This is a genomic window from Moorena sp. SIO3I6 (assembly GCF_010672095.1).
Genome location: NZ_JAAHHU010001052.1, coordinates 1 through 1,741, shown reverse-complemented (window position 1 = coordinate 1,741; position 1,741 = coordinate 1). Strand labels below are relative to the sequence as shown.

Here is a 1,741-nt window from a genome sequence, read left to right as displayed (position 1 = left end):
ATAAACGTAAAGCTAACTGGAAGCGCAAAGCGCATCTGGAAGCACAAAAAGCCCTCTCTCTCGGTAAAGCAGTCCTGAGTGGGCGTTCTAGCTTTGTTTATCCAACACAGGAAGAAGAAGACGAAGAGTAGGTTTACTACTCCCCACCGGGCTTCGGACGGCGTATCGCTTTTTCCCCATGGTTCCGGTGGGTTAGGTATCACGAAGACAAAGCGCTATACACCCTGTTGCCCTAACACCTCTGAGACTTTCGAGTCTCCAAGCTACTTACCTAGCTTAATAGATCTGAAGCTAATACTGAAGCTAGGCGTGATAGTCCTCACTTATCAAGGAGTGCTGTCTTCTGAGCGCCGTTAATAAATTTTCAAAATTTTCTAGCCTCATTATCAGTATCCTGGTCAGTATATACCAGGTAAAGTCAAACCCCCAACCCCTACCGGACAACTATCTGATGTCACGGGTTGCTGGGGATTGAACTGGCATATCTAAACTTGATTTCTGTTCGTTAACTTTTGGTGGTTAACAATTAACAGAAAATCATGATTCGGGCTGTGGCAATTAGATGTACCACAGCTTAATACCATTGAGTTGAGTTTTAAGTAAGTGCCAGACAATTTACCCAAAATTTTTAAGGGTTAATTGTTAGATTTTGCAAGTCAATTTTGCAAGTCAATTTTGCAACTCAATTTTTCATCTCAATGGTCAGTAACCAATCATAATTTAGTAACTCCAGCAAGAATTGCCCAATGATAAGAAAAATTTTAATATCTGTAGCTGGTCGGGGACTGTGTGAAGAAATGTTCAACATGTTGGCCGAAATTCCTGCCATACAACAGGCATCGGTCACAGTCCTACATGTAGTGCCTCCTCAAGTCACAGCAGAAGCCATGTCAGCTAAGTTAGAAGAGGGGGGTAAAATTTTAGCAGATGCGGTCAAGTCGTTAAAGGTTGACCCCAGCAAAATCACTCCCAGACTGAAACAAGGAGACCCTAAAAATATCGTTACCCAAGTGGCAGACGAAGAAGAAACCGACCTGATTATTATGGGTTCGAGAGGACTAACTCGCCTAGAAGCGATTTTAGAAAACTCCGTTAGCCAATATGTGTTCCAATTGTCCTCCCGCCCAATGTTGTTGGTCAAAGACGATGTCTACGTCAAACAAATCAGACGGGTTATGGTCGCAATGGATAAATCTGATGCTGCTCAAAATTCCTTCGAGTTGGCTCTATCCCTAGTGCGAGATATGAAGAATGCTCAACTATATCTAGCTCGTGTCATCCCCGAAGCCAAACCTGACCAACTGATGAGCAATGCAGAAGCAGACCCAGTTCTGGCAGACGCAGCAGCAAAAGCCAAAAGGCTAGGTGTTTCTTACCGTTGTGTTCTAAGTGGCGGTAAGGCCGGACCAGGAATCTGCGAGTTAGCAGAGGACAAGAACATCGACTTGCTGATTCTCGGTTCTCCTGACCGTCGCCCTTCTATCGCCAAGAGTTTAGTAGATTTAGATCGATTACTGGGGAATTCTTTATCAGACTACGTCAGAGTCAAAGCCAATTGCCCAGTGTTGTTATCACGCACAACTACTTGAAGCAGTAAGAAGCAGTCAGTTATTAGCCATTAGCCATTAACCATTAGTCATTAGCCATTAGTCATTAGTATTGCTAGTAAACCTCTTTTTGGTTACAACTTGCTTAAAAAGGGTTCATGATCAAGGCTTAATGACAAAGGGTTAATGACTAA

Annotated in this window: 2 protein-coding genes; both read left to right on the top strand. The window is 43.3% G+C overall.

Going from position 1 to position 1,741, the window contains the following annotated elements:
* Nucleotides 1-131: 50S ribosomal protein L32 (locus F6K49_RS46005; RefSeq protein WP_293109041.1), on the top strand; the 131-nt coding region annotated here is incomplete at its 5' end.
* A gap of 615 nt (nucleotides 132-746) precedes the next feature.
* A complete protein-coding gene (locus F6K49_RS46000) occupies nucleotides 747-1,589 on the top strand; it encodes a universal stress protein (RefSeq protein ID WP_075899757.1) in 843 nt (280 codons plus the stop codon).
* Nucleotides 1,590-1,741 lie beyond the last annotated feature (152 nt).

What these genes read in the sequence shown, in the direction of transcription:
- F6K49_RS46000 (WP_075899757.1), top strand. Translation starts at nt 747, where the DNA reads ATGATAAGAAAAATTTTAATATCTGTAGCTGGTCGGGGACTGTGTGAA.